The sequence below is a fragment of the Streptomyces sp. Y7 genome (genome assembly GCF_043195415.1).
Classification (GTDB): domain Bacteria; phylum Actinomycetota; class Actinomycetes; order Streptomycetales; family Streptomycetaceae; genus Streptomyces.
Window position 1 is genome coordinate 901,838 of the sequence record NZ_JBIDDQ010000002.1, and the last position, 20,765, is coordinate 922,602.

Sequence of the window (20,765 nt, forward strand, 5' to 3'; positions counted from 1 at the left end):
AGCCGACGCGTACGGACCTCCCGGCGGGCGCGGCGCGCGGGTGCTGCTTAGCGTGGGCAGCGTGAGTGCCGCTCCCTCCTCCCGTCCGGCCGCGGCCGCCCATGGCTGGGTGCAGGCCCTCGCCGTGGTGCTGGCCGTGCTGGTCGCGATGGGGGTGGTCGCGTCGCTCGGACTGTGGGCGGCCGGGGCGGCGGACCTCCCCGACGGCGCGTTCCCCCGGGTGGTCGCGGCGACCGTGGTCACCGCGGTCGGCGGCACCGTCGAGCTCTCGGGGAACGCCGGAGGGCTCGCCGAGTCCGATGCCGGGCTGACCGTGATCCCGCTGTCCGTCACGCTGACCGGCGCGCTCGTGCTCGCGGCCGGCTTCCTGTGGCCGCTCCGGCACCGGGCGGTCGCCGGTGCCCGGGAGCTCGCGGGGTGGGCCGCCCGGATCGCCGTGCTGTGGCTGCTCGCCCTGCTGGGACTGTCCTTCGCCGCCCGCCAGACCTTCACCCTGTCCCTGCGCGACCTCGGGCAGGACGTGCTCGGCGACCTCGGGGACCTGTTCGGCATCTCGCCCCAGGTGGGCTTCACCACCGACGTCCCGGCGACCGTGTTCTTCGGCCTGCTGTGGCTGGCGGGCATGCTGGTGCTGGCCCTGCTGGTCTCGCGCGGGGCACCGCTGCCCGGGCGGCTGCTGCGCTTCCAGGAGTCGGTGCGGCCGGCCGCGTACGCCATGGTGATGCTGCTGCTGGTGTACGTCGGGCTCGGCGTGGTCATCGGGCTGGTCGTCGCGGCGACGCGCGGACACGCGGCCGAGACGTTCGCGGTGATCCTGCTCGGGATGCCGAACCTGGTGTGGTTCGCCCTGACGATCGGGCTCGGCGCGACCTGGAACGGACGGGTGGACGGGCCCTTCGGGCTGCCCATGCCGCATGTGCTGGACGAGGTGCTGCGCGGCAAGGAGGTGGCGGAGGTCAACCTCGGCACGCTCGCCGAGCAGGACGGGCGGGTGTGGTGGCTGATCGTGGTGGACGCGGTGCTGTTGCTGGCCGCCGCGGTCGTCATGGCGCGGCGTTCGCCGGCCCGGGTCCGTGCCTGGCAGCACGGCGTGCACATGGCCGTCGCGCTCGCGCTGACGGTGCTGATGATCTGTCTCGTCGGCCGGATCTCCGCGCACTACGGCCTGTCGGTGCTGGGCATCGGCGATCTCGGCGGTGATCTGGCCGGTGAGCTGTTCCTGAAGCCCGAGGTGTGGGGCGCCTTCGGTCTGGCGTTGCTGTGGGGGCTGGTCACGGGGTTCCTGGGCGGGCTGCTGGCACGACCGCTGCGCCATCGGGGCGAGGTCGGGGAGGGCACCGAGGGCTGAACGGGTTGCGGTTCACCGCCGGAAGACCGGCGCGGCCCAGCGGGGTGGCGGCTTCGGCTCGTACCGTGCGGAATCCCGCGGCGGTCCCGCGGCGGCGTACTCCTTCGACGGTCCCGCGTTCTCCGGCACGTTCGACGGTCCCGCGCTCTCGGGCGCGTTCGGCGGTCCCGCGTCCGTGGGCTCCGGCCGCACTCCCGCGACCCGCAGGTCCACCTCCGTCGGCGCGTGTCCCGCCCCCACGCCACCGGCCACGGCGGCCCGCAGTTCGGCGACGAAGGCGAGGCAGGAGTCCTGCCGCTGGTCGGGGCTCTTGGCCAGGGCGTCGGCGAACACGGTGTCGACCGCCGCGGCGAGGTCCGGGCGGGCCTCGGTCAGGGGCGGCGGCTCGTCGTACTGGTGGGCCCACAGCAGGGCCATGTCGTCGTCGCGGCGGAACGGCGGATGCCCGGCCAGGCACTCGTAGACCACACAGGCGAACCCGTACACGTCGCAGCGCGCGTCGACCGGCTTGCCGGAGATCTGCTCGGGCGCCACGTAGTCGAGGGTGCCGACGAACTGGCCGACGGTGGTGAATCCGGTCAGCGACAGCGACTTCTTCGTCAGGCCGAAGTCGGTGAGGTAGACGTGCTCGGGGTGGTCGCTGTCGGTGCCGCGCGCGACCAGGATGTTGCCGGGTTTGACGTCCCGGTGGACCAGCCCGTGCTCGTGGGCCGCGTCGAGGGCTGAGGCGACCTGGGCGGCGATGCGCAGGGCCGTTCCGGGCGGCAACGGGCCCTGGCGGTCCAGAAGATGCCGCAGGTCGCTGCCGGCGACGTAGCGCATGGCGATGTACAGGACGCCGTCGGTCTCGCCCGCCTCGAAGACGGGCACGATGTGCGGGTGGTCGATCGCGGCGGCGGCCCGCGACTCATGGGTGAAGCGGCGGCGGAAGGTGTCGTTGCGCGCGAGTTCGGGGGCGAGGAGTTTCAGTGCGACGGTGCGCTCCAGGCGCAGGTCCCGGGCGCGGTAGACCACCGCCATGCCGCCGCGGCCGATCTCGCGCTCGATGCGGTAGCCGGCGACCTGCCGGCCGACCAGTTCGGAGGGCCGGCCGGAGAACAGGCTCGTGTCACGGGCCATCGGGCCTCACGACCTGGGTCGGGGCAGGGCCGGGCTCGGCCTCGGCGCGCGGCGCGTCGTCCGTCGCGTAGGTGCTCAGTCGCGTGCCGTCCGCGTACAGCCACCGCCCGTGCTCGGTGTCGTACAGCCAGACCGACTCCCCGTCCACGACGACCCCGACCCGTACTCCGCGCGTACGGCCGTGGAACGACTCGCCGTCGAGGCCGCCGGCCGCCAGGTCCTCCACCGCGGACCGGTACCCGGAGAGCGCCCGCTCGGTGCGGGCGAGCAGCGGGCGCGGGTCGGCGGTGCGGGCCGGCGGAGCGCCGTCGTCGGCGGTCGGCGGGTCCTGCGGTACGGCGACCAGGAAGCGGCCGTCGACCCAGGCCGACCAGCCGTTGGCGCACAGGATGTGTCCCCAGTCGCCGCTTCGTTCGACGAGCTGGACGGGCAGGAACGCGTCGAGGGGCACGGTGGGCCGGGCGGGATCGGGCGCCTCCCAGGCGGGCATGCCGCTGCCGGGGACGACGTGGGTGGGCCGGAAGCCGGGGGTTGCCATCACGCGCGCCTACTTCCGCATCACGACGGGTTCACGGCGGCGCAGCAGCCGGGAGACGAGGAAGCCGAAGACCACCGACAGCACGAGGAGCATGGCGATGTTGAACAGCCACACCCCGGCCGAGTGCTCGAACAGCGGGTCACCCGTCAGCTCGCCGGGCACGATCCGGGACAGTTCGACGGTGCCGGCCATCGCGCCGAGCGCCCATCGCGAGGGCACCAGCCACGAAAGCTGCTCCAGGCCGGGGACACCGTGCAGTTTGAGCAGGGCTCCGCAGAAGACGACCTGGACGATGGCGAGCAGCACCAGCAGCGGCATCGTCACCTCCTCCTTGCGCACCAGCGCGGAGACGACCAGACCTAGCATCATCGCCGTGAAGGCCAGCAGGGCCACGGCGACCGTGATCTCGACGAGGGGCGGCATCAACACGCCCTCGCCGCGGGGGGCGTTGAGATCGACGCCGAGCAGGGCGACCAGGGTCAGTACGACGGCCTGGAGCACGGTGATCGTCCCGAGGACCACCACCTTGGACATCAGGTACGCCGATCTGGACAGGCCGACCGCGCGCTCGCGCTGGTAGATGACGCGCTCCTTGACGAGTTCGCGGACCGCGTTGGCCGCGCCGGTCAGGACGCCGCCGACGCACAGGATCAGCAGCGCGTTCATCGCCGTCTCCTGCGTCAGCCTGCCGCCCGCCAGAGCGCGGGCCATCGCGCCCATCACGAAGGGCAGGGCGATCATGATGACGAGGAAGGTGCGGTCGGCGCCGAGTGCGGCGGCGTAGCGGCGGATCAGCGTGCCGAGCTGGGCGCCGCGCCCGCGCGGCCGGGGCGGGCGGCCGACGACGACCGGGTCGGTACGGGGCCGGCGCGGCTGCGCGGTGGCGTCGGCGATGTACTGCTGGCGGAAGAGCGAGGTGCGGTAGTCGCCCGACCAGTCGCGGTCCTGGTCGTGCTCGAACGCCTCGAAGGCTTCTGGCCAGTTCTCGAAACCGAAGTAGAGCAGGGCCTCCTCGGGCGGTCCGTAGTAGGCGATGCGTCCGCCGGGCGCGAGGACGAGGAGACGGTCGCAGACGTCGAGGCTGAGCACGCTGTGGGTGACGACGATGACGGTGCGGCCGTCGTCGGCGAGGTCCCGCAGCATGTGCATCACCGAGCGGTCCATGCCGGGGTCGAGCCCGGAGGTCGGCTCGTCGAGGAACAGCAGCGACGGCTTGGTCAGCAGTTCCAGGGCGACGCTGACGCGTTTGCGCTGCCCGCCGGACAGGCTGTGCACGGGCTGCCCGGCGCGCTGCTCCAGGCCCAGTTCGTGGATGACCTCGTCGACCCGGGCCCGGCGTTCGGCCTTGGCGGTGTCCTGCGGGAAGCGCAGCTCGGCGGCGTAGGACAGGGCGCTGCGGACGGTGAGTTGGGCGTGCAGGATGTCGTCCTGCGGTACCAGGCCGATGCGCTGGCGCAGCTCGGCGTAGTCCCGGTAGAGGTCGCGGCCGTCGTAGAGCACGGTGCCGTGGTCGGCGGGGCGCTGGCCGGTGAGGGCGTTGAGCAGCGTCGATTTCCCGGCGCCGCTCGGGCCGACGACGGCGAGCAGGCACTTCTCCCCCACCGGGAAGGAGACGTGGTCGAGCAGGGTCCTGGCGCCCCGGTCCACGGTGACCGCGAGGTCCTGCACCTCCAGGGAGATCTCGCCGGTGTCGACGTATTCCTGGAGCTCGTCCCCGACCAGGCAGAACGCGGAGTGGCCGATGCCGACGATGTCGCCGGGGTCGAGGGGGGCGGTGCCGGTGACCGGGCTGCCGTTGAGGTAGGTGCCGTTGTGGCTGCCGAGGTCGGCGATCTCGTAGGTGCGGTCCGGCAGGGCACGCAGTTCGGCGTGGTGGCGGGAGACGACCAGGTCGTCGATGACGAGGTCGTTGCCGGGGTCACGGCCGATGCGGACGGTGCGGGTGGGCAGCGGGCGGACGTTGGTGGGCTGCCGGAAGGTGCCGGTGCGGGCGGGCATGGACACCGCCGAGGGGCGCCCGGCGGCACGGGTCGGGGCGGGGCGGTCCAGCAGGGTCGCGCGGGGGCCGTCGGAGGGGTTGCCGAAGCGGATGACGGTGCCGGGGCCGACGTCCCACTCCTGGACGCGGTGGCCGTCGGTGTAGGTGCCGTTGGTGCTGTGCTCGTCGGCGAGGGTCCAGTGGTCGGCCTCGGGCCGCAGCACCGCGTGGTGCCAGGAGACGCGGGAGTCGTCGATCACGATGTCGCTCAGCGGGTCGCGTCCGACGTGGTAGTCGCGGCCCGGGGTCATCACGGTCGAGCCCGAGTCCGTCTCCAGGACGAGCACGGGCGCGGTCGGTGCGAACGAACGCTCCGCCATGCCAGGATTCTATCGATCCGCCCCTGTATGCGCCTGCGTGCGCCTGAGGTTCGGCGGTCGGTCTCGCTTCGGTACGGGGTCAGGCGACGGGGACGACCAGGGCCGGGACGGTCCGCTGCATGCGCAGCGCGTCCACCGACTCGGCGAGCAGTTCGTACTCGGTGGTCTCGTCGCTCACGGCGATCCGCACCAGGCGGCCGGCCGCCAACTCGTCGGCCACCAGCTCCTGCCCGCTGTCGTCCGCGCACCAGTCGCGCAGGGCGGCGGGGACGTCGGGAACGGTGTCTGCGACCGGGACGAGCGAGCTGGGCGGGAAGTGCTCGGCCTCCGGTCGCGGGTCTAATCGCTCGGCGATCCAGGACGCCCGGTCACGTAACCACCACAGGGCGAGCGCCAGGGTGGGTGCCCGGTAGGTTCCCAGGGGTACCCCGATACGCCGACCGCCGCACACGCCGTACGCGGTGACATGGCAAAGGAACTCGTCGTGCACGTGGCCTCCCCCGTGATGCCGTGTTCGCCTGTCGGCGGACCTCGCTTTCGATGCGGCTCATGAGCGGTGCGTGAGGGCTCCGTCGCCCCATGTGACGCGCCCACGTAGTTGAGTATGTTCACTACTGAAACACTGTCACCACGGATTTCCGGCCACTCTCCTGGCATATTCACAGGCCCTGTTGGCCGAAACCCGGCGGGTACACGTCAACCCTTGATCACGGGCGCGCATTACCTCGGGCGTAATCGAGCTTTCCGGCGCGGGCGGGCATCGTTGCGGTACCGGGTCGCCGAGCGCGGATCCGGGTCCTGAGCAGCGGCTACCACCTCATGGGAGGCTGATCGTCCATGCCCGCGCACACCGACCGACACCTGAGCGCCGTCACCCGCTATTTCGAGGCGTGGAACGCCGTCGAGCCCGGGGAACTCCCGAAGGCGGTCGCGGCCGCCTGGGCCGAGGAAGGCTCCTACACCGATCCCCTCGCGGACGTCCGCGGTCACGCGGCACTGGCCGCGCTGATTACGGCGACCCATGAGCGGTTCCCCGGCTTCGCCTTCCGGCTCACCGGTTCCGTGGACGGCCACCACGACACGGCGCGCTTTTCCTGGGAGCTGGTGAACGAGACCGACGGATCGGCGCCCGTGGCCGGGTCCGATGTGCTCACGCTGGACGCCGAGGGGCGGATCACCTCGGTGCTCGGCTTCCTGGACCGGGTGCCGGCCGAGGCGTGAGCGATGAGTTCCACGCGCCGCGGCGGTCTGTCCAGGTGCAGGCAGGAGAGACCGCCGCGGTACGGAGGACATCATGACCACGAGCACGCACCTGGACGCGGAATTCACCGCCGTCCTGCGCAAGAGCCCGAGCAAGGGTGGTTGGACCTATGTCGTGTGGCCGGAGTCCGTCGACTTCTTCGGCACCCGCGGCCTGGTCAAGATCGGCGGGACCATCGACGGACATCCGTTCCGCAGCGCGTTCATGGCCCTCGGGGACGGCACCCACAAGCTTCCCGTCAAGGCCGACGTGCGCAAGGCCATCGGGAAGCAGGAGGGTGACTCCGTCACCGTCCGGCTGAGCGAACGGCTCACCCCCTGATCGGCGCGGCCGCGGCGCCGCTCACCCGTTGACGGGTACGGCTGCGGCGCCGCTCACTCGCTGACCGGTAGGGCTGCGGTGCCGCTCAGCCCTTCAGCACCGCCTCGATCCGGGCCAGCTCCTCCGCGTCGAAGTCCAGGTTCCGGGTCGCGGCGACGCTGTCCTCGATCTGCTGCGCGCTGCTCGCGCCGACCAGCGCGGAGGTCACGCGGCCGCCGCGCAGCACCCACGCCAGGGCCAGCTGGGCCAGCGTCTGGCCACGCGACTTGGCGATCTCGTCGAGCGCGCGCAGCTTGCCGATCAGCTCGTCGGTGATCGCGTCGGCGTTCAGGAACGGGCTGGCGCTCGCGGCCCGTGAGTCCTTCGGGATGCCGTCGAGGTAGCGGGCGGTCAGCTGACCCTGCGCCAGCGGCGAGAAGACGATCGAGCCGACCTGGAGTTCGTCCAGGGCGTCGAGGAGGCCCTCCTCCTCCGGGCGGCGGTTCAGCATCGAGTACGCGGGCTGGTGGATGAGCAGCGGGGTGCCCAGCTCGCCCAGGATGCGGGCGGCCTCGCGGGTCTGCTCGGGCGAGTAGTTGGAGACGCCCACGTAGAGCGCCTTGCCCTGCTGCACGGCCGAGTGCAGGGCGCCCATCGTCTCCTCCAGGGGAGTCTCCGGGTCCGGGCGGTGCGAGTAGAAGATGTCGACGTAGTCCAGGCCCATCCGCTTCAGGCTCTGGTCGAGCGAGGACAGCACGTACTTGCGCGAGCCCCACTCGCCGTACGGGCCGGGCCACATCAGGTAGCCGGCCTTGGTGGAGATGATCATCTCGTCCCGGTACGGCGCGAAGTCCGTCCGCAGGGCCTCGCCGAACGCCGTCTCGGCGGCGCCGGGCGGCGGGCCGTAGTTGTTGGCCAGGTCGAAGTGCGTGACGCCGAGGTCGAAGGCACGGCGCAGGATGGCCCGCTGGGTCTCCACCGGGCGGTCCGGACCGAAGTTGTGCCACAGGCCGAGGGACAGCGCGGGGAGCTTGAGGCCGCTGCGTCCGGTGCGCCGGTAGGGCATGTCCGCGTAGCGGTCGGTGTGTGCGGTGTACAACGCGACTCCAGAGGGGTTGGCACACGGAGGACGGCTCCGAGGAGCCGGGGTTCCAGTCGCCGTCCATGCTGTCGCGACCTGCGGGCAGTGGTCCAACAGGTAAATCAGATGGGATTCAGCGGCTACGCTGCTCAATCATGGAACTGCGCCATCTCCAGCACTTCGTGGCGGTCGCCGAGGACCAGCACTTCACCCGGGCGGCCGAGCGCCTGATGGTGTCCCAGTCCGGCCTGTCGGCGTCGATCCGCGCACTGGAGCGGGAGTTGCAGACCCCCCTGTTCGTGCGCACGACCCGCCGGGTGACGCTCACCCCGGCCGGCCGTGCCCTGCTGTGCGAGGCCGAGCGGATCCTGGCGCAGGTGCGGTCCGCCCACGAGGCGGTGGCCGCGGTGCAGGGCGTGCTGCGCGGGATGCTGGCCCTCGGGTCCGAGCAGTGCATCGCCGGGGTGCATGTGGCCGGGCTGCTCGCGGCCTTCCGGCGGGAGCATCCGGACGTGGAGATCTGCCTGCGCCAGGCGGGCTCGGGGGCGCTGGCGGAGGAGGTCGCGGCCGGCCGTCTCGACCTGGCCTTCGCGGTGCGCACGGCCCAGGAGGACACCGACCAGCTGCGGGTCGTACCGCTGACCAGTGAGCCGATGACGGTCCTGTGCCATCCGAGCCACCGCCTGGCCGTGGCCGGGGCCGCGGTCACCCCGGAGGACCTGGGCGGGGAGGTCTTCGTCGACTTCCACCCGGACTGGGGACCGCGGCGCGCCACCGACACGGTGTTCGCCGCGGCGGGGGTACGGCGGACCGTGTCCCTGGAGGTCAACGACGTGCACAGTCTGCTGGACCTGGTGGACGAGGACCTCGGCGTCGCCGTCGTGCCGCGCCACTTCCGGCTCAAGCGGCCGTCCCTGACCGCCCTGCCGGTGAAGGGCACGGGCGAGACCGTCTACGAGACGGTCGCCCTGCTGCCGCCCGCGCAGGCCACCAGCCCGGCGGCCCGGGCGCTGATGGCGCTGCTGGAAACGGAGGGCGCCTGAGGGCCCTTTGCGCGATGGTGGAGCCATGCATGCGATGGACATCCTCATCGACGGGTACGACCGCATCCGGGAAGAAGTCCACGCCGCCGTCGAGGGCCTGGGCCCGGACGAGCTCAGCGCCCGCCCCTCCCCCGACGCCAACTCCGTCGCCTGGCTGATCTGGCATCTGACCCGGGTCCAGGACGATCACATCGCCGACGCCTTCGGGCTCGACCAGGTGTGGCTGACACAGGACTGGCAGAAGACCTTCGGCCTCGACCTGCCGCGCCACGACACCGGGTACGGCCACAGCCCGGCGAAGGTCGCCAAGGTGCGGGTCGACTCCGGTGACCTGCTCACCGGCTACTACGACGCCGTGCACGACCGGACGCTCGGCCGGCTGCGCGAGGTGGCCGCCAAGGATCTGGAGCGGGTCGTGGACGAACGCTGGGACCCGCCGGTCACTCTGGGCGTCCGGCTGGTCAGCGTCCTGTCCGACGATCTCCAGCACGTCGGACAGGCCGCCTATGCGCGGGGGCTGGTGCTCGGCCGGTAGCCCGGCAGCCGGGTCAGAGCGCGGCCGCGTACCCCGGCAGGACGACGTCCTCGATGAGGGCCTTGCGCTCGTCGAAGGGGAGGAACGCGCTCTTGAGGGCGTTCAGCGTGACCGTGCGCAGGTCCTGAACGGTCCAGCCGGCCTCGTCGACCAGCAGCGACATCTCCCGGGTCATCGTCGTCCCCGACACCAGACGGTTGTCGGTGTTGAGGGTGACCCGGAAGCCCAGGTCCTTCAGCGCGGTGATCGGGTGTTCGGCTATGGAGGTGGCGGCGCCGGTCTGAAGGTTCGACGTCGGGCACATCTCCAGGGCGATACGGCGGTCGCGCACCCAGCTCGCGAGACGGCCGAGCTTGCCGTCGACGATGTCGTCGGTGATGCGGACGCCGTGCCCGATGCGCTGGGCGCCGCAGATCTGCAGGGCCTGGTGGATGCTGGACAGGCCGTCGGCCTCACCGGCGTGGATGGTGAACGGCACGCTCTCCCGGCGCAGGTACTCGAAGGCCTCCCGGTGGTCGGCCGCGGGGAAGCCGGCCTCGGCACCGGCGATGTCGAAGCCGACGACACCGGCGTCCCGGAAGGCGACGGCCGCGTCGGCGGCCTCGCGCACCCGGTCGAACATCCGCATCCCGCACAGCAGGGTGCCCACCCGCACCGGGGTGCCCGCGGCGGCGGCCTTCGCCATACCGGCGGCGAGGCCCTCCTGGACGGTCTCGACGACCTCCGGGATGGTCAGCCCGCCGTTGGTGTTCAGCTCGGGCGCGTAGCGCACCTCGCCGTACACGACCCCGTCGGCGGCCAGGTCGAGCACGTACTCCTCGGCGGTGCGCAGCAGGCCCTCGCGGGTCTGCATCACGGCGAGGGTGTGCTCGAAGGTGGCGATGTAGCGGACCAGGTCGCCGGAGTTCGCGGCCTCGAAGTACCAGGCGGCGAGCTCGTCCGGGTCGGTGGTGGGCAGCGTGTGGCCGGCCTCGGCCGCCAGCTCCACGACGGTGGCGGGGCGCAGGCCGCCGTCGAGGTGGTCGTGCAGGACGGCCTTGGGGAGGCGGCGGATCACATCGATGTCTACGCGCGTAGCGTTCATGGTGCGGTCTTTCTCGAGCGGGGCGGTTCGAAGCGGCGGGAGGAGCGGGAGAGGGATCAGTCCGCGGGCTGGAGCAGGTCCCAGCGGTTGCCGTACAGGTCCTGGAAGACGGCGACCGAACCGTACGGCTCGTGACGCGGCTCCTCCAGGAAGGTCACACCGGCGGCGAGCATACGGGCGTGATCGCGGGCGAAGTCGTCGGTGTGCAGGAAGAACCCGACCCGGCCGCCGGTCTGGTCACCGACCCGGGCGCGCTGCCCGTCCCCCTTGGCGCGGGCCAGCACCAGCCCGGTGCCCTGGTCGCCGGGCTGGACGACGACCCAGCGGGAGCCGTCCGGGCGCGGGGCGTCCTCGACGAGCCGGAAGCCGAGGGCTTCGGTGTAGAAGCGGATCGCCTCGTCGTAGTCGTCGACGACGAGGGTGACCAGGGCGATGCGTCTCATCGGGGCCTTCCGGGAGGTTCGATTGACGGGAGAGGTTATACGTAAAACCTACGCGGCGCCAGTCACCACCGGGACCGTGGTCCTAGGGCTGCCGCCCGAGGCGCGACGGCCGGGCCGTGAGTAGCGTTCCGGACATGACGATCATGGATACGCCGCGCGGCCCCGAGCGTCGCAAGCGGGACGTTCTGGACCGCCTGGAGAGGGAGACGGACATCTGGGTGGCGTCGGCGGACGGCGACGGGGTGCCCTGCCTGGTGGCCCTGTGGTTCGTCTGGGACGGGGAGGCCCTCTGGCTGGCCACCCGCCCGGGCAACCCCACGGGGCGCAACCTCGCCACCGGCCGTCGGACCAGGCTGGCGTTCGGGGACACGCGCGATGTCGTCCTCATCGACGGCGAGGTGGACGTCCACCCGCGCGAGGACGTGCCGGCCGCGGCGGCCGAGGCGTTCCACGCGAAGACGGGCTGGGACCCGCGCGGCGACTCCGCCGTGTACGCCTACTACCGGGTCCGGCCCGAGACGGTGCAGGCCTGGCACGAGGTGCGTGAGCTGCCGCAACGGCATCTCATGCGAAACGGAATATGGCTTGTCTGAACAAGTTCCGTGCATACCTCTCCGCGACATCCAATGCCTGCACGAGTGTTACCTGAGGGTAATCCCTGATGGTTTGATGTGCGGCGCCACTCAACCCCCTTCGTTCACAGGGAGATCCAGTGACGCTCTTCGCACATCGCCGTGCACAGGGCTCGGCCGTGCTAGCGCTCTCGCTCGCCACCGCCGGCCTCGCGGGCTCGGCGCCCGCCGCGTCCGCCGCCGAGCAGACGCCGCCGCTCAAGGTGCTGACTTACAACGTCTTCCTGTTCAGCAAGACCCTGTACCCGAACTGGGGCCAGGACCACCGGGCCGCGGAGATCGCCAAGGCGCCGTTCGTGCAGGGCAACGACGTCGTCGTCCTCCAGGAGGCGTTCGACAACTCCTCCTCGGACGCGCTGAAGAGCTCCCTCGCCGGCCGCTACCCCTACCAGACCCCGGTGGTCGGGCGCACCAAGACCGGCTGGGACGCCACCGGCGGCGCGTACTCGGCGACCACGCCGGAGGACGGCGGGGTCACCGTCCTCAGCAAGTGGCCGATCCTGCGCAAGGAGCAGTGGGTCTACAAGGACGCGTGCGGCGCGGACTGGTGGTCCAACAAGGGCTTCGTACGTCGTGCTGAACGTCAACGGCACCAAGGTGCACGTCGTCGGCACGCACGCCCAGTCGACGGACCCGGGCTGCGATGCGGGCGAGGCGGCCGCGATGCGCAGCCGGCAGTTCAGGACGATCGACGCGTTCCTGGACGGCAAGAACATCCCCGCGAACGAGCAGGTGCTGCTGGCCGGTGACCTGAACGTCGACTCGCGCACGCCCGAGTACGCCTCGATGCTCGCCGACGGCGGGCTGGTGGGCGCCGACGCGCGCACCGGGCACCCGTACTCGTTCGACACTGCGGAGAACTCCATAGCCCGCGACCGTTACCCCGACGACCCGCGGGAGGACCTGGACTACGTCCTGTACCGCGCGGGCCATGCACGTCCCGCCGTCTGGAAGAACGAGGTCGTCAAGGAGCAGAGCGCGCCCTGGACGGTGTCGAGCTGGGGCACCGACTACACGTACACGAATCTGTCGGACCACTACCCGGTGACCGGGTACACGGGCTGAGTGATCCGGGCGGTCCGGCTCAACCGGCGTTCTGGCGCGCCGCGTCGAGCCGGGCCGCTTCGTCGTCGGTCAGGCGGAGGGCTCCCGCCGCCACGTTCTCGGCGAGGTGGCCCGGGTTGCCGGTGCCGGGGATGGCGAGGACGTGCGGGCCGCGGTGCAGGGTCCAGGCGATGCGCACCTGGGCGGGGCTCGCGCCGTGCGCCCGCGCCACCGCCCGCACCTCGTCGTCATGGGCGGCGGTCGCGCCCCGCTCCGCCGCGTCCCCGGCCACCGCGTAGAACGGCACGAACGCGATGCCCTGCTCGCCGCACAGGCGCAGCAGTTCGTCCGCGCCGGGGTCGGGACGGTCGAGCGCGTAACGGTTCTGCACGCTCACCACGGGCGCGATGGCCTGGGCTTCGGCGAGATGACGTGGTTCCACGCCGGAGATGCCGAGGTGCCGGACCAGGCCCGCCTCGCGCAGCTCGGCCAGGGCGCCGAAGTGCTCGGCGATGGAGTCCTGGTGCATGCGGCGCAGATAGACGACGTCCAGGTGGTCGCGGCCGAGCTGGCGCAGGTTCTCCTCGACGTGGCCGCGCAGCTGGTCGGGGCGGGCCGAGGTGCCCCACTCCCCGTCGTAGGCGCGGAAGGGGCCCACCTTGGTGGCGATGACCAGGTCGTCGGGGTACGGCGCCAGCGCCGTGTTGATCAGTTCGTTGGCGGAGCGGGTGGCGGAGAAGTAGAAGGCCGCCGTGTCGATGTGGTCGACGCCGAGCTCGATCACCTTGCGCAGGACGGCGATCGAGCGCTCTCGGTCGCTCGGCGTCCCGTGGTGGAAGGCGGCACTGCCGGTGAGCCGCATCGCGCCGAAGCCGACGCGGCTCACGGACAGGTCGCCGAGGGTCCAGGTGCCCGCGGCGTCCGCGGTGATCGTTTCCGAGGTCATCGGCGGAGTGTCGCACACGCCCCGGGTACGCGGGCGCGTCAGCAGTAGAGGTTGCCGCCCGGGGAGACGCCGAGGATCGAGGTGAACCGGTTGTAGGCGTCGACGCGGCTCTGGACCTGCGCCGGGTTCTTGCCGTCGCACTCCAGGGAGCCGTTGATGGAGCGGATGGTCTGGCCGAAGCCGGCCTGGTTCACCATGGCGTTGTGGGGGGTCATGGTGCCGGGGCCGGACTGCGTGTTCCAGTACCAGAGGCCGGTCTTCCAGGCGACGGCCGACTCGTTCTGGACCCGCCAGGGGTTGTTCAGCAGGTCGATGCCGAGGGCGTCACCGGCGGCCTTGTAGTTGAAGTTCCACGACAGCTGGATCGGGCCGCGGCCGTAGTAGGCGTCCTGGCCGGCGGGGCAGCCGTAGGGCTGACTCCGGTCGCAGTAGTGGGGGTAGTTGGCGGTGTTCTGCTCGACGATGTGCACGAGGCCGCCGGTCTCGTGGTTGACGTTGGCGAGGAAGGCGGCCGCCTCCTGCTTCTTCACGGTGTCGCTGCCGGTGTTCGCGAAGCCGGGGTAGGCGCTCAGGGCGGCGGTCAGGCCGCTGTACGTGTAGAACGAATTCCGGTTCGGGAACATCTGGTTGAACTGGGCCTCGCTGACGACGAAGCCTGCGGCGGACGCACTCGGGGCCGGCTGGAGCAGCAGCGCGGCGCTGCCCAGGGCCAGTGAGGAGACAAGTGCGGCGATACGGCGCCTCTTCACAGGTTCAACTCCTTCGCGGAGCACGGCCGCACCCGGACGAGGGCCGGGGAGATCGGCACCTCGTGCGCACGCACCGACGGAGTCGGTCACGGCGTGGGGGCGGCCGTGGTGGGGGGTGTGGAGACACACTCAACCGCTTTGGTATGTACCAGTCAAGGGTGTAGACCAGAAAAGGTATAGACCAAGCAACCCGCCCGGCCGCGCCGGGAGTCGAGGCCCGGGCGGAGCCGTCCCGGCGGGCCGGGCGAGCGGGTGGCGGCCTCGTCGGATCACCGCAGCGGCCGGCCCGCGTACGCGCGCACATCGGCGTCGGGGTCGTCGACCGCGGTGGCCAGCGCCGCACGTGCGTCGTCGCGCCCGGAGTGCCGCAGCAGGCCGAGCACCGCGGCCTTGCGCACATCGGCGTCGGTGTCCCGCAACAGCCCGGCGAGCGCGGGCACTGCGCCCTCCGGCGCCGCCCCGCCCAGGGCCTTCGCGGCACCCGCGCGGACCTGCCAGGCCGGGTCTCCGAGGGCTGCCGTCACGGTGGTGAGGAGCGCTTCGGGGCAGCCGAGCACGCCCAGGGTCTCCAGGGCGGCGGCGCGCACCAGGTCGTCCGGGTCGTGGAGCAGCGGGTGCAGGGCGGCCGGCGTGCCGTGCCCGGCCTCCGTGAAGTGCGGGGCCAGCGCGGCGAATCCGCGCGCGACGGCGACCCGTACCTCGCGCTCCGCGTCGCCGCAGGCCCGGGCCAGCAAGTCGGCCGCGTCCACCGAGACCAGCGCGCGTACGGCGGCCAGGCGCACCTCGGTGTCCGGGTCGGCCAGGTGCCCGGCGAAGCGGGACTCGTCCCCCAGGCGCAGGGCGCGCAGCACGTCCAGGGCCGCGGCGCGTGCCGTCGGGTCGGCCGCCGCCAGGGCGGAGATCAGCGGCGTCCGCAACTCCGGCTCGGCGGGCAGGACTTCGGCCAGCTCCCGCAGGGAGGCGGCGGCAGCTGCCCGTACCTCACCGTCCCGGTCGAGGAGGGCGTCGGCCAGCGCGGGGCCCGCTCCCGCGGGGGCTGTCTCGGTGAGTGCCGCGACGGCTCCGAGCCGAACGGCGGGGTCCGGGTCCTTGAGATAGGGCTCCAGGGCCTGCAGTTCGGGTTCCTCCTCGGTGAGCGCGACGAGTTCGAGGAGGCGTTCCCGGGAGGACTCGGAGGCGCCGTGGGTCGTGCCGGGGCCGGGGACCGTGACGCCGGAGACCGCCGGGGGCACGTCCGCTCCTCCCGCCGTCGCCGTGGGCAGGGGGTGCACCTCGCCCAGGTCCCGGGCCGGGCCCCCGGCGGGGCTGAACTCGGTCACGGGGACCAGGTAGGGGGCGACGGGGCGGGCCGTGAACTCCATCGCGCCGGTCGGGCCCTTGCGCAGGTCGAGGTGGTGCAGCCAGTCCGTGTCGTCCCGCAGCGGATGGTCCTGGCGCTCGTGGTAGAGGCCCCAGCGGGACTCGGTGCGGGCGAGGGAGGAGCGGGCCGCCATCTCCGCGCAGTCGCGGATGAACGACACCTCGGCGCAGCGCATCAGCTCGTGGGCCGTGCTCGCCCCCATGCCCGCGATCTCGTCCCGCATCCGCTCGAAGTGCTCCAGCGCCAGGGAGAGCCGGGCGCCGCTCTTGGGCGGGGCGACGTAGTCGTTGACGAAGCGGCGCAGTTTGTACTCGACCTGGGGCTGCGGCGGGCCGTCGGGGTGGCGCAGCGGCCGGTAGATCAGCTCGTGGGCCTCGGCCAGCTGCTCACGCGGCAACTCGCCCTCGTACGCCGTGTACTGCGCGGCGTCCTCGCCCGCGAGGTCGCCGAAGACGAACGCGCCGATCATGTAGTTGTGCGGTACGCAGGCCAGGTCGCCGGCCGCGTAGAGGCGCGGCACGGTCGTCCGGGCGTGGTCGTCGACCCGTACCCCGGACGCGGAGTGGCCGCCGCACAGGCCGATCTCGGAGATGTGCATCTCCACGTCGTGCGTGCGGTAGTCGTGGCCGCGTCCGGCGTGGAAGGTGCCGCGGGTGGGGCGCTCGGTGGAGTGCAGGATGGACTCCAGGGCCGAGACCGACTCCTCCGGCAGATGGCTGAGCTTGAGGTAGACCGGGCCGCGGTCGGAGGCGACCTCGGCGGCGAACTCCGCCATCATCTGCCCGGACCAGTAGTCGGAGTCGACGAACCGCTGCCCGTGCCGGTTGACCTGGTAGCCACCGAAGGGGTTCGCGACATAGGCGCAGGCCGGGCCGTTGTAGTCCTTGATCAGCGGGTTGATCTGGAAGCACTCGATGCCGGTGAGCTCGGCGCCCGCGTGGTAGGCCATCGCATAGCCGTCGCCCGCGTTGGTCGGGTTCTCGTAGGTGCCGTACAGATAGCCGCTCGCCGGCAGCCCGAGGCGGCCGCAGGCGCCGGTCGCGAGGATCACGGCGCCGGCGCGCACGGTCACGAAGGCACCGGTGCGGGTGTGGAGGGCGGCGGCGCCGACGGCCCTTCCGCCGGCGGTCAGGACGCGCACCGGCATCAGCCGGTTCTCGATCCGGATCCGCTCACGGTTCTCCCGCCTGCGCAGCTGCCGATAGAGGACCTTCTTCACGTCCTTGCCCTCGGGCATGGGCAGCACGTACGAGCCGGATCGGTGCACCTGGCGGACCGCGTACTCGCCGTGCTCGTCCTTCTCGAACTTCACGCCGTACGACTCCAGCCGCCGGACCATCTCGAAGCCCCGCACGGCCGTCTGACGGACCGTCGACTGGTCGACGACGCCGTCGTTGGCGCGGGTGATCTCGGCGACGTAGTCGTCGGGCTCGGCACGGCCGGGGATGACGGCGTTGTTGACGCCGTCCATCCCCATGGCCAGCGCGCCGGAGTGCCGCACGTGGGCCTTCTCCAGCAGCAGCACGGAGGCGCCGCGCCCGGCGGCGGTCAGCGCGGCCATGGTGCCGGCGGTGCCGCCGCCGATCACCAGGACGTCGCAGCTCAGTTCCTCGGCCGAGTCGAGGGCGGGGATCTGCGTCAGGGGGGCCGGGGTCATGGTGGGTGGCCTTTCGGGCTTGCGGGAGGGCGGGGGCGGCGGCCCTGCCGGGGCGTGGCGGACGGCGCCTGATCCGCCTGACGGATCGGGGTCCGGTGGGTCGGCCGGCGGGCCGTGTGCGGCTGTTCGCGCGGTTCCTTCCCCGCGCCCCTGAGCGGGCCTCGCGGCCGCCGACCAGGGGCGCGGGGAACCGCGCGAACGGGCCTCACGGACCCGCAGCCGCCGGCGGACCCGAGGACCCGAGCTCTCGGGCGATCGTCAGAGCGCCCTGGCGCCGAGGGAATCGAGAACCTCGCGGCGCAGGGCCGTCGTCGCGGGGTCGTCGTGCGCGGCGCGGTCGCGGGGGCGTGGCACCTGCCGGACACCGGTGAGGCCGCCGTCGGCGAGCAGGGCCACCCGGTCGCCGAGGAACAGCGCCTCGTCCACGTCATGGGTGACGAAGACGACGGTGGCGCCGGTGCCGCGCAGGGCCTCCACCAGCAACTGCTGCATGCCGGCCCGGTTCTGGGCGTCGAGTGCGCCGAAGGGTTCGTCCATCAGCACGGCGCGCGGCCGGCCGGCGAGCGCACGGGCGAGCTGGACCCGCTGGCGCTGCCCGCCGGAGAGCCGGTGCGGCAACTGCCGCTCCAGGCCGGCGAGTCCGACGCGGTCCAGCCACTCCCGTGCCCGGGCGGTGCGTTCGGCGCGGCCCAGTCCTTCGATGGCGAGGGGCAGTTCGACGTTGGCGCGGGCGGTGCGCCACGGCAGCAGGGCGTCCTCCTGGAAGATCAGCGCCCGGTCGGCGCCGGGCCCGGTGACGGGCCGCCCGTCCTGGACGACCTGTCCGGCCAGCGCCGGCAGCAGCCCGGCGAGGGTCCGCAGCAGGGTCGACTTGCCGCACCCGGACGGGCCGACGACGGTCAGGATCTCGCCCGGGGCCGCTTCGAGGTCCAGGTCGTGCAGTACGGCGGCGCCCGGCCGCCCGAGTCGAGCCCCGGTCAGGCCGAGCCGCGCCCCGGGGGCGGGCCGTCCGGCCGGCGGCGCGGTCGTCGCGATGTCCGTGTCCGTACTCATGACGCGGCCTTCCCCTCACGTCGCGGCAGCCAGTGCGTCAGCCTGCGGCCCAGCAGCTCCACCAGGGTCGACGTCAGCCAGCCCAGCAGGCCGATGCTGACGATGCCGGTGAAGACGCCCGGATAGTCGATGACCGTGTAGTCCTGCCAGGTGCGGTAGCCGATCCCGTACTCGCCGGAGATCATCTCCGCCGAGATCACACAGATCCACGAGACGCCGATCCCGACCGACAGGCCGCCGAAGATCCCCGGCAGTGCGCCGGGCAGCACCACGGAGGCGAGGACCCGCCACCGTCCGCCGCCCATGGTGAGCACCGCCTCCTCCCACACCGGGGCGAGGGCGCGCACCGCGTGCCGGGTGGCGACCAGCACCGGGAAGAACGCGGCGGTGCAGGTGATGAAGACGATGCCCTGCTCGTTGCTGGGGAACAGCAGGATCGCCACGGGGACCAGCGCGATCGCCGGGACGGGCCGCAGCACCTCCAGGACCGGCCCGATCAGGTCGGCGGCCCAGCGTGAGCGGCCGATCGCCACGCCCGCCGCGACGCCGAGCACGGCGGCGAGCAGGAAGCCGGTGACGATCCGGCGCAGGCTGTCGGCGACGTCCCGCCAGTACGCGCCGTCGCCGAGCCGCTGCCCGAACGCGCCGGCCACGTCGGAGACGGACGGGAACTGGTCGAACCTCAGCCACAGTTGGACGTCGAGCGTGGTGAGCAGCTGCCACAGCCCGAGCGCCGCGAGCAGCGACAGGGCGCGTACGACGGGCCGCAGCCGTCGGGTGCGCCGTGCCGGTGCCGGCTCGTTCGTCGTTTCCCGGGCCGGCGCGGTCAGTGTGGTCATGACGCCCGCTTCAGCGCGGTGGCGTAGGAGACGGTACGGGCGCCGGGGTGGTCCTGGATGTGGGCGCGTGCGGCGGAAGCGGTGACGAAGGGGCTCAGCTCCTCGCCGTCCTGGACCCAGACGGCACGGTCGGCGTACCAGCGGGTGCCGGTCGTGGCGTCCGGCACGTACGCGGCACGCACCCGGCCCTCGTGTGCGGCGACGAACTTCAGCAGCGCGGCGGGCGAGTCGAAGGACCGGGTGCGGTCCTCGCCCTCGAGCCACACCTCGTTGCCCGAGGGCTCCGGGGTGGCGGCGAGCTGCTCGGCGTAGTCGCCGCCGTACACGCGCTTGAGCGGGCCGTCGTCCACGAAGGAGTCGACATCCACGTCACCGACGAGCTTCGCCGAGCGCAGCACCGGTACGTCCTTCTTCAGCGCCGCGACGAGCTGGGGCTTGACGGCGGGGTCGAAGGTGGCGATGCCGCCACTGCCGTTGTAGAGGTAGACGGCCTCGGCGGGCAGCTCGGTGGCCTCGGCGACCTTCTCGGCGGACCGCACGGGGTGTTCGTTGAGGTATCGCGTGGCGTCGATCTGCGCCCTGAGGAAGGCGTCGAGCACCTTCGGCCGCTGCTCGGCGAAGTCCTGACGGACCGTCACTCCGTGGAAGGTCGGCAGGTTGAGCTCGGCTCCGTCGTAGAGGGCCTTCGCCCTGCCCTGGAAGGCGAGCAGTCCGGGCCAGGCCACGAACTGCGAGAGGGCGTCGGCGCTGCCCGCCTGGAGGGCCGAAGCACCCACCGACGGCTGCTGGTTGAGTTTGCGGATGTCCTTGTCCGGGTCCAGTCCGGCTTGCTGGAGCGCCCGTACGAGGGTCCCGTCGGCCGCCGATCCCACGCTCGTGGAAACGGCCTTGCCCTTCAGGTCCTCGAGCGAGGCGAGCTTCGACTCCGGGGCCGTGACCACGGTGTTGAGTGCGCCGCGCAGGTTGTAGCCGGTGACCGACACCAGCCGGGTGGGGCGGCCCAGCTGCTTGCCGCGGGCGGCGTTGATGAGCAGCGGGAAGTCGCCCATGGACCCGATGTCGATCTTCCCCGCGGTCATCTGGGCGGTGATCGGCGCGCCCGTGGCGTAGTCCTGCCACTCGACTTTGTAGGTGATGCCGTCGCGCTTGCCCTGGGCGGCGAGTTCACGTTCGAAGAAGCCGAGGGAGCGCAGCAGGGTGCCGGCGGTGACGGTGTTGATGGTCTTGGACTGGTAGCCGACGGTGACGGTGACGTGGGTGGCGTCGCCGGCGGACGCGTCGCCGCCGCAGCCGGTGACGAGGCTGCCGAGGAGGGCGGTCGCGAGCAGGGCGGCGGGCGTCGTGCGTTTCTTGCGGGCCGGGGATCTCATCGAGG

Annotated in this window: 19 protein-coding genes and 1 pseudogene; 7 read left to right on the top strand and 13 right to left on the bottom strand. The window is 72.3% G+C overall.

Annotated features, from left to right (window positions below):
- The first annotated feature begins 61 nt into the window (after positions 1-61).
- Complete coding sequence (locus tag ACGFW6_RS09685; protein ID WP_393506461.1) at positions 62-1,348, top strand: streptophobe family protein; 1,287 nt, start codon at positions 62-64, stop codon at positions 1,346-1,348.
- 12 nt (positions 1,349-1,360) lie between these two features.
- On the opposite strand, the gene ACGFW6_RS09690 is transcribed toward ACGFW6_RS09685, so the two are convergent.
- From ACGFW6_RS09690 to ACGFW6_RS09705, 4 genes are all read right to left on the bottom strand, one after another.
- A complete protein-coding gene (locus tag ACGFW6_RS09690) occupies positions 1,361-2,467 on the bottom strand; it encodes a serine/threonine-protein kinase (protein ID WP_393506463.1) in 1,107 nt (368 codons plus the stop codon).
- The gene (locus tag ACGFW6_RS09695) at positions 2,457-3,005 is read right to left on the bottom strand and encodes a hypothetical protein (RefSeq protein WP_393506989.1); all 549 of its coding nucleotides are present in this window, start codon (positions 3,003-3,005) and stop codon (positions 2,457-2,459) included. The genes ACGFW6_RS09690 and ACGFW6_RS09695 overlap by 11 nt, the downstream gene beginning before the upstream one ends.
- 9 nt (positions 3,006-3,014) lie before the next feature.
- On the bottom strand, positions 3,015-5,363 hold the full coding sequence (locus tag ACGFW6_RS09700) for an FHA domain-containing protein (protein WP_393506465.1): 2,349 nt from the start codon (positions 5,361-5,363) through the stop codon (positions 3,015-3,017).
- 79 nt (positions 5,364-5,442) lie between these two features.
- Positions 5,443-5,853 (bottom strand): hypothetical protein, encoded by a 411-nt coding sequence (locus tag ACGFW6_RS09705; protein WP_393506467.1) that lies wholly within the window; start codon positions 5,851-5,853, stop codon positions 5,443-5,445.
- A 347-nt stretch (positions 5,854-6,200) separates the two neighbouring features.
- Between ACGFW6_RS09705 and ACGFW6_RS09710 the strand changes: the two genes are divergently transcribed.
- Both ACGFW6_RS09710 and ACGFW6_RS09715 read left to right on the top strand, forming a co-directional pair.
- Positions 6,201-6,584 carry a nuclear transport factor 2 family protein gene (locus ACGFW6_RS09710; RefSeq protein WP_393506469.1) on the top strand — a complete coding sequence of 128 codons (384 nt, stop codon included), beginning with the start codon at positions 6,201-6,203 and terminating at the stop codon, positions 6,582-6,584.
- 73 nt (positions 6,585-6,657) lie between these two features.
- The gene (locus tag ACGFW6_RS09715) at positions 6,658-6,945 is read left to right on the top strand and encodes a DUF1905 domain-containing protein (protein ID WP_393506471.1); all 288 of its coding nucleotides are present in this window, start codon (positions 6,658-6,660) and stop codon (positions 6,943-6,945) included.
- An 85-nt stretch (positions 6,946-7,030) separates the two neighbouring features.
- On the opposite strand, the gene mgrA is transcribed toward ACGFW6_RS09715, so the two are convergent.
- Positions 7,031-8,023 (bottom strand): L-glyceraldehyde 3-phosphate reductase, encoded by a 993-nt coding sequence (gene mgrA, locus ACGFW6_RS09720; RefSeq protein ID WP_393506473.1) that lies wholly within the window; start codon positions 8,021-8,023, stop codon positions 7,031-7,033.
- 137 nt (positions 8,024-8,160) lie between these two features.
- Here mgrA and ACGFW6_RS09725 point away from each other — a divergent pair, with 137 nt between their 5' ends.
- Entirely contained in the window at positions 8,161-9,048 is an 888-nt protein-coding gene (locus ACGFW6_RS09725) for a LysR substrate-binding domain-containing protein (protein ID WP_393506475.1), read from the top strand.
- A gap of 25 nt (positions 9,049-9,073) precedes the next feature.
- On the top strand, positions 9,074-9,583 hold the full coding sequence (locus ACGFW6_RS09730) for a DinB family protein (protein WP_393506477.1): 510 nt from the start codon (positions 9,074-9,076) through the stop codon (positions 9,581-9,583).
- A 13-nt stretch (positions 9,584-9,596) separates the two neighbouring features.
- On the opposite strand, the gene ACGFW6_RS09735 is transcribed toward ACGFW6_RS09730, so the two are convergent.
- Entirely contained in the window at positions 9,597-10,667 is a 1,071-nt protein-coding gene (locus ACGFW6_RS09735) for an adenosine deaminase (RefSeq protein WP_393506479.1), read from the bottom strand.
- 56 nt (positions 10,668-10,723) lie between these two features.
- The gene (locus ACGFW6_RS09740) at positions 10,724-11,110 is read right to left on the bottom strand and encodes a VOC family protein (RefSeq protein ID WP_393506481.1); all 387 of its coding nucleotides are present in this window, start codon (positions 11,108-11,110) and stop codon (positions 10,724-10,726) included.
- Between the two features lie 134 nt (positions 11,111-11,244).
- Between ACGFW6_RS09740 and ACGFW6_RS09745 the strand changes: the two genes are divergently transcribed.
- Positions 11,245-11,703: a pyridoxamine 5'-phosphate oxidase family protein gene (locus ACGFW6_RS09745; RefSeq protein ID WP_393506483.1), complete on the top strand. Its 459-nt coding sequence runs from the start codon at positions 11,245-11,247 to the stop codon at positions 11,701-11,703.
- Positions 11,704-11,861: 158 nt separating this feature from the next.
- Positions 11,862-12,807 (top strand): annotated as a pseudogene (gene sph / locus ACGFW6_RS09750) (sphingomyelin phosphodiesterase).
- Between the two features lie 19 nt (positions 12,808-12,826).
- Here sph and ACGFW6_RS09755 read toward each other — a convergent pair.
- From ACGFW6_RS09755 to ACGFW6_RS09780, 6 genes are all read right to left on the bottom strand, one after another.
- Positions 12,827-13,732, bottom strand: a complete 906-nt coding sequence (locus ACGFW6_RS09755; protein WP_393506485.1) for an aldo/keto reductase — start codon at positions 13,730-13,732, stop codon at positions 12,827-12,829.
- 38 nt (positions 13,733-13,770) lie between these two features.
- Positions 13,771-14,481 (bottom strand): chitinase, encoded by a 711-nt coding sequence (locus ACGFW6_RS09760; RefSeq protein WP_393506487.1) that lies wholly within the window; start codon positions 14,479-14,481, stop codon positions 13,771-13,773.
- A 269-nt stretch (positions 14,482-14,750) separates the two neighbouring features.
- On the bottom strand, positions 14,751-17,498 hold the full coding sequence (locus ACGFW6_RS09765; protein ID WP_393506489.1) for a fumarate reductase/succinate dehydrogenase flavoprotein subunit: 2,748 nt from the start codon (positions 17,496-17,498) through the stop codon (positions 14,751-14,753).
- Between the two features lie 258 nt (positions 17,499-17,756).
- Positions 17,757-18,551 (bottom strand): ABC transporter ATP-binding protein, encoded by a 795-nt coding sequence (locus tag ACGFW6_RS09770; protein ID WP_393506491.1) that lies wholly within the window; start codon positions 18,549-18,551, stop codon positions 17,757-17,759.
- Positions 18,548-19,390: an ABC transporter permease gene (locus tag ACGFW6_RS09775; RefSeq protein WP_393506493.1), complete on the bottom strand. Its 843-nt coding sequence runs from the start codon at positions 19,388-19,390 to the stop codon at positions 18,548-18,550. Before ACGFW6_RS09775 ends, ACGFW6_RS09770 begins: the two co-directional genes overlap by 4 nt.
- Entirely contained in the window at positions 19,387-20,760 is a 1,374-nt protein-coding gene (locus tag ACGFW6_RS09780; RefSeq protein ID WP_393506495.1) for an ABC transporter substrate-binding protein, read from the bottom strand. Before ACGFW6_RS09780 ends, ACGFW6_RS09775 begins: the two co-directional genes overlap by 4 nt.
- Between the last annotated feature and the right edge of the window lie 5 nt (positions 20,761-20,765).